Source organism: Variovorax sp. Varisp85, from assembly GCF_047304045.1.
GTDB lineage: Bacteria > Pseudomonadota > Gammaproteobacteria > Burkholderiales > Burkholderiaceae_C > Variovorax.
In genome coordinates this window covers 76,575-82,797 of record NZ_JBGLYN010000021.1, presented here as the reverse complement: position 1 = coordinate 82,797, position 6,223 = coordinate 76,575, and the positions used below count along the sequence as shown (strand labels likewise).

General features: G+C 61.1%; 4 protein-coding genes. All 4 read right to left on the bottom strand.

What is annotated here, in order from left to right:
* Positions 1–396 precede the first annotated feature (396 nt).
* The gene (locus ACCC97_RS11330; protein ID WP_413332811.1) at positions 397–1,269 is read right to left on the bottom strand and encodes a tyrosine-type recombinase/integrase; all 873 of its coding nucleotides are present in this window, start codon (positions 1,267–1,269) and stop codon (positions 397–399) included.
* A 211-nt stretch (positions 1,270–1,480) separates the two neighbouring features.
* Positions 1,481–1,786 carry a DUF3892 domain-containing protein gene (locus ACCC97_RS11325; protein WP_209535116.1) on the bottom strand — a complete coding sequence of 102 codons (306 nt, stop codon included), beginning with the start codon at positions 1,784–1,786 and terminating at the stop codon, positions 1,481–1,483.
* 540 nt (positions 1,787–2,326) lie between these two features.
* Positions 2,327–4,207, bottom strand: coding sequence for a UvrD-helicase domain-containing protein (locus tag ACCC97_RS11320; protein ID WP_413332808.1), 1,881 nt, complete (start codon positions 4,205–4,207; stop codon positions 2,327–2,329).
* 2 nt (positions 4,208–4,209) lie between these two features.
* A complete protein-coding gene (locus tag ACCC97_RS11315; RefSeq protein WP_209535114.1) occupies positions 4,210–6,174 on the bottom strand; it encodes an AAA family ATPase in 1,965 nt (654 codons plus the stop codon).
* Positions 6,175–6,223: the final 49 nt, after the last annotated feature.

The following is a 6,223-nucleotide window of genomic DNA, read 5'->3' as shown; positions in this document are numbered from 1 at the left end:
CCGCAGTGGCACGCTGAGTACCGTGCAGCTCAGCCTTCTCCGGGCTGTGGACCTACACCACGGAATGGGACGCGACCCTCCAAGCCCCGCGCCCAGCAAAAAGCCCCAGTAACAAGGGCTGCTACTGGGGCTTGAGTTTGGAGGAGAGGGAGGAAATCGAACCAACGAAAGCGAGAAATACTTAGGGGAACAACACAAGAGCAAACTGCCCTGGATCACGCACTCATGAGGCTTATAAGCAACAATTTAATTCCCTTCACCGCCAGTTTGGAAAGATCGCGAGTACGCCGCACTCCTGTCACTCGAATCAGAGCAGAGCAGAGAGGTTGAGGGGAGCCGGCGTGCGGCGTGCCATCCTGTCGTCAGCCTTGCCCCGCCATGCTTAGGTGTCGTGAGTCAAGCTGCTTTCCTGTCGAATTTCGTCACGTTATCTGCCGCCAGCCTGTCGAGGTAATCGGCCCACTGCTGCATCATGACGGTACGCTGCCTCACATATTGCGTCCGGTTGTATGCTCGTCCATTGGCGTCCTTCACCGAGTGGGCGAGTTGTGCTTCGATCACTAGAGGGTCGACCTCCAGCACCTCCGCCAAGAGCGTGCGCGCCGTAGCTCGAAAGCCATGAACAGTTTGAACCGTAGGACCGTAACCCAAGGTCAACAGCGCCGCGCGCAAAGTGTTGTCGCTGATCGGACGTTCGTGGCTACGTTCGCCTGGGAATACCATGGTTCCGTGACCCGTAAGCGCATGCAGCTTGCGCAAAATCTCGACCCCCTGCCTAGGTAAAGGCACAACGTGAGGATCGCCATGCTCTTTGCCTTCGATACGACGTTTCATGCGTGCAGCCGGCACAGTCCACAGCGCTTGGTCAAGATTGATCTCGCTCCACTCTGCTGCCCGTAGCTCGTTAGGCCGCTGAAAGAGCATCGGCGCCAACTGCAACGCAGCCCGCACAACAGGTCCACCCTGATAGGCCCGGATCACACGGAGCAGCTCACCAAACTTCTTGGGATCGGTGATGGCCGCGAAGTGTCGTTTCCTGTGCGGCGTCAATGCGCCCTTGAGGTCGACCGTGATGTCGCGCTGTGCCCGGGCCGTAGCAACGGCATAGCGCCATACGGCTCTCGCGGTCTGCAGTACGCGACTCGCGACATCGAGCGCGCCACGCTCTTCAACCCGGCGCAAAGCAGCCAACAGCTCTATAGGTTGGATATCGCTGATCCGTCGCTCGGCGAAGTATGGATACAGATCCTGTGAAACCGATCTAAAGATGGGCTATGCCCCGCATGAATACTGGTTTCTGCCAATTCGAAAAAACTTTTGTACCCCCTTTTGTACCCCCTCCCTGAGCTCCTCTCATCTAATCTATTCTCCGCAACATTCTTGGGGTCTTCTCGACTGAACCGCCAGACTTATGGACTGCTGGCCGCTCGACACAAACTGCACGGCATAGCGGGGCGACGTGCGTCACAGGCCATGCGACCTAGAATGTCGGCAGGCTCTCCAGATTGTCCCGGGTCGACTTGTCCTTCTTGGTTTTCAAATATTCGGTCTCGACCGGCATGATTTCCAGTTGTGCGCCCGTCTGCCAGGATTTGTCAGCTTTCTGGATGATGGTCGTGAACTTGCTCCCCGCCTTGATTTTCTCGACCGCCTGCGGACGCGTCATTTCGACAGGCTTGCCCGAGCTGAATTTTCCTTCCGCGCCAACTTCAAACACTTTGAGGTGCTGGATATGAGTGTCGTCACTGTTGTAGCGAACGTGGCTGACGTAGTAGTTGCTTGCCATAAGGGGTTTCCTTTCTTTGCTGAGTAACTTGCCTTTGCGGTTCGCGCGAAGTGCGCTGCTTTCTCCCGCCGACGCGCTTCGCCCACTAGAGAGTCGCTGGATTGAGTGGACGGTGCTGATGGACACCCCCATTGTGTAGGTGGGCAGATGCGGTCTGGCGCGAAGGGAGTGATTTTTTCTTCGCCGACAGCTACTTAGTGCGTCTACGCGGTTCACCCACATCAGTTTTCTGCCAGATGCGAACCGCACCTACAAGAACCGGCAAGTCGACAACATCCGCAGACAACTCGTCGATGACAATGACGTCAAGCAGTTCCTCTTCCTAGCCCGACGACGCTTCGAGATCCTGAATGCCGGTCAACGCGCTCTGCAGCACGAAGTGCTGCTGGCGAAATCGAAACTGCGTGAGCTGGAGCGCAATGACAAGCTGGCCATACGCTTGGAACGGCGCATCCACAAGAGGTACGAATCGAATTTCTAGACGACCAATAGCTGTGGCGCATGGCCAGCGACCGAACGCGCGAAGTACCTTCGCGCATGTCAAATGGCGATCTCCTGCACGCCAGCCTGCGCAAGCAGTTCGAACAGGTCCGCCACCTTCTCGCGCGGCCCCCGCTCCTGGCAGAAAAGGAAAAGTGCGCGCTGCTTGGCGCGCGACAAGGCGACAAAGAAGGTAGCGATACCCTCCGGATTGCCGGGGACGTAGCTCCACCAAGCCCGATCGTCTAGGCCCAGGAACGCGATGGTGTCGTACTCGAGGCCCTTGCTCTTGTGCACAGTCATCAAAGGAACTTGCCCGATGCCGGCGAACGCGGCGAGACAGGCCGGCCAGTCCTGCGCCGTCTCGGCGCAGTTGGCGAAGTGCTGCGCGAAGCTTTCGGCCATGATCTGTAGCAAATCGCCATGGGCGTACTGCAGAAACGTGCGCGAGATGGCATCTCCGTCCAGAAACTCGAACACCTTGATCACCAGGTCCACCGCGCTCGCTCGACTCGGCGAGGTGGCGGTCATATCGCCGCGCAGGCCCGCCAGGAAGCGTGCGAGCTTCGCCTGGCTCCGGTCTGCGCCCGCTTCGTCATCGAGATCGAGCGCACGAAGGACCTGAAGCGCACCGGAAGCACGTTGCCAGGCAGCGGGCTCTCGTCGGTTTGCTCCCAACCGAAGAAATGCGAGCACGACCTGGCTGATCTCGTCCGCGAGCAGATCTTGAACCGTCGTGCGTCCCAGCGAGCGGCTTTCGTTGCGAATACTCAATCCGGCAGCCGCAAAGGCCTCGCCCAGTTCTACCTCGAAAACGTCCGCAGTCTGACGCACCAGCAACGCATAGTCGCGGGGCTGCTTGCCGCGCTGCGCCATGTCGGACGCCATCCATCGCGCAAGATGGCTTGCCTCGGCCTCACGCGTGCGACTTGCCCAGATCTGGGCCACATCACCATCCACTTGGCGCACGGCCTGCGCCTGGGTTGGCGCAGCACCGGCATCCAGCGCGCGCGCCACCACGTGCTGGATACGCACGAGATCCGGCGACGAGCGGAAATTGAAGAGCAGTGGGAAACGCTGCGCCCTAAAATCGGCCTCAAACCTCTCGAAGGCATCGGTTCGCGCGCCCGCCCACCCCATGATGCGCTGCTTGTGATCCCCAACGGCCGTGACCGTTGCATGGCCCGCAAAGGCGGACAAGAGCAAGTCGTACTGCGCGTAGGTCGTGTCCTGGAACTCGTCCACGAATACGAACGGGTAGGTCGTGCGCATCGCCGTGCGAATGTGTGCGTTCGACCGCAGCAGCAACTCCGCAAGGCGGTTGATACCCACAAAGGTCAGCGTGGAGCGACCAGCGCCGACCAATTGCTGGTGCCACCAGCGGTCGACGGCAAACTCGACGCCGTTTTGGGGGGCAATCCGCTCTACCTCCAAAATTCGACTGCCCACGACTTCAGGCTCGAAGGTGAGTGGGCCGAGTCCAGCGATTTCGGCCTGCCAAGCTTGCGGTGCTGCCATGCGCGCGCCATTGAGGAAGTCATCCATATGGCGCCGTGTCGGGAAGGCGAGATCGTAGGGCTTGGTCGGCCGGCGCGATGCAGGGATCGCAGACAGGAAACGGTCCACCAGTCCCTTCGTGAAAGCATCGAAGGTCATCGACACGAAACGGCTAGCCAATTCCGGCGGGCAGCGCTGACTTACGCGAGTGGCAAGGTTCGCTGCCGCATCGCCCTTGAAGGAAATGGCCAGGATCCGGTGGGGCGGCGGGCACAGGCCCGTCTCCAGCAGATAAACGGCCCGCTGCGCTAAGAACTCGGTCTTTCCGGAGCCCGGGCCGGCAACAACCGACGCAGAGCCGACATGCCTGAGTGCCTGCCAAGCGTCGGGCTCCAGATCGGGAATGCCACGCGGACGCCAGACATCCGGTGCAACGCGCGCCATCGTCAGATGCCGCCCGGTGCCGCCGGTTCGAGCTTGGTGCGCACGTAGTTCAGCAGCGCCCGCAGTTCCTCGGGGGCGCTTGCGGCGAGTTCGGGTGCCGGCACGGTCGAGAGCACACGCACGTGCGTTGTTGGCTTGCCTCGACCGAGGAACAGATAGCGATACCAACGCAGCGCCGTATCCCAACCTGCTGGATACGTACCAGGTACGCCATCTTCGCCGAGCACGGCATCCCTGGGATCCCCCCTTCCGGAAGGCCCGCGCTCCCCGGCATCCAGCACCTGATATGCGACGGGAAAGGCGTTGAACATTGAAAGATCAAGGTCGAGTGGATATGAGAAAAAGACACCAGAGCCACGCAAGTGTTGAACCCAGTGCTCGACGCCCGCTACGTTGCCCGCCGCGTTTTGAGCGAGCTGCGCCAGGTTCACCGCTGGTCCATTGGGATGCAATGCGGCGCCAAACACCTGCTGCGGATGAAATCCACAGGCCAGCAGTTGCTCACAAGTCGTCTTGATGCGCCCCCATCCTCCGCCGCTTCGGCCCCAGTCCAAGTCGAGCAAGGTCGCATGCGGAATGTCGAGGTCCGTCAGCAGGCGCCATAGGTGGTTCACGTGCCGTCCACCCAGCGGGACGATGGCCACGAACGATCGGTCGATCGGAAACCCCATCGCTGCCGCCAGCTTGGGTAACACCACCTCCTCGGTGGCCCCCTCGCCCAGCACAACGAAACGCGCGAAGTAAAGCTCTGGATAGCTTCTGACGGCCTCCCGCACGAATTTGGACGCCTCCTCCACGCCAGGAGGCAACTGCAGCGCGCGAACCATCGCCGTGCGGTCCACCGGATTCAAGCGGAAATGCCGCACGCCCTCGGGCTCGATGCGCGCCAGGATGCTCGCGGAGTGGCTTGACACGATGGCTTGCGCCCGATGGCCGTGGGTGAGTTCCTGGATCTGACCCACGATGCGTGACAGGTAGAACGGTGCGAGTGTGTTCTCCGGTTCCTCCACCGCGATCAGTGTCAGGGTGGGAAGCGAGACCGTGTCGACCAAGAAACCTGCAGCGGCCGGATCGGCCGCCGCCTGCGCTTCCACGTCGAGGATCGCCGCCGTCATGGCAAGGTGGAACAAGGAGCGCTGCCCATCGCTGAGGTCGTCAAGACCACGCTCACGCCCCAACTCGTCCGGGTAGAACATGACTTCCACTCTGCGCACGAACTCTTGCCAGCGCACGTCCACAGGCCTAAAGACCGGCGTCGTGTCAGTGCCCGCCGAATGGACCTGCTGCCAGCGATGGCTGACAGCCGCGGCGATGCGACCGACAGCGGCTTCCCCAACGAAGGCGCCGTTCATCGTCGCCCCGGCTTGGGCCAGTGCATCCTTGACACCCTGCGACCAGTTGATCGCGCGCCACAGGCGCCCCTTGAGGAAGGCAGTGACCTGAGAGCCGCCGTCTCGCGTGGCTGGCACGTAGATCATTTGAATCCTGGCCCGGTCCACGGCTTTCAGTTCGAAGCACTCGTCCTCCTCAAATGGTCCGAAGGTGCGCACCGCCAGCAGCTTCTGTTCCACCGCGCCCTCCAGCGAGCCGTCGTCCGTCCAGGTCGCCTGCAGCCGCAGGCGGCACTTGAGGTGGCCCTGCTCGTCGGCGGCCATTTGCTGGAAAAACTCTGGCACCGCTGCGAGGTTCGCGTTCGCATCGAGCTCAGGGAATGCGACGATGGCCTCGACGTACAGGCTGCACTGCGACGCGGGAACGAGTTCGTTCACAGGAATGTGGAAATCCTGTCGGCGCAGGCGACGTTGGTCCGCCGTTACACCAAAGAGTCGAGCCAGGGCCAACAGGACAGCGGTCTTGCCGGCGCCGTTGACGCCAATGAATGCAGTGAGGTCGCGTTCCAGCGCAATGGTGCTTTCTTGTGGGCCGAAGCATCGAAAGCCGCTCAGGTGCAATCGCTCGATGTGCATGCAGAAGATGGCCGTAGCCAAATGTAATTTCAGCGTCGAGTATGACCGA

What these genes read in the sequence shown, in the direction of transcription:
- ACCC97_RS11320 (WP_413332808.1), bottom strand. Translation starts at nt 4,207, where the DNA reads ATGGCGCGCGTTGCACCGGATGTCTGGCGTCCGCGTGGCATTCCCGAT.
- ACCC97_RS11315 (WP_209535114.1), bottom strand. Translation starts at nt 6,174, where the DNA reads ATGCACATCGAGCGATTGCACCTGAGCGGCTTTCGATGCTTCGGCCCA.
- ACCC97_RS11325 (WP_209535116.1), bottom strand. Translation starts at nt 1,786, where the DNA reads ATGGCAAGCAACTACTACGTCAGCCACGTTCGCTACAACAGTGACGAC.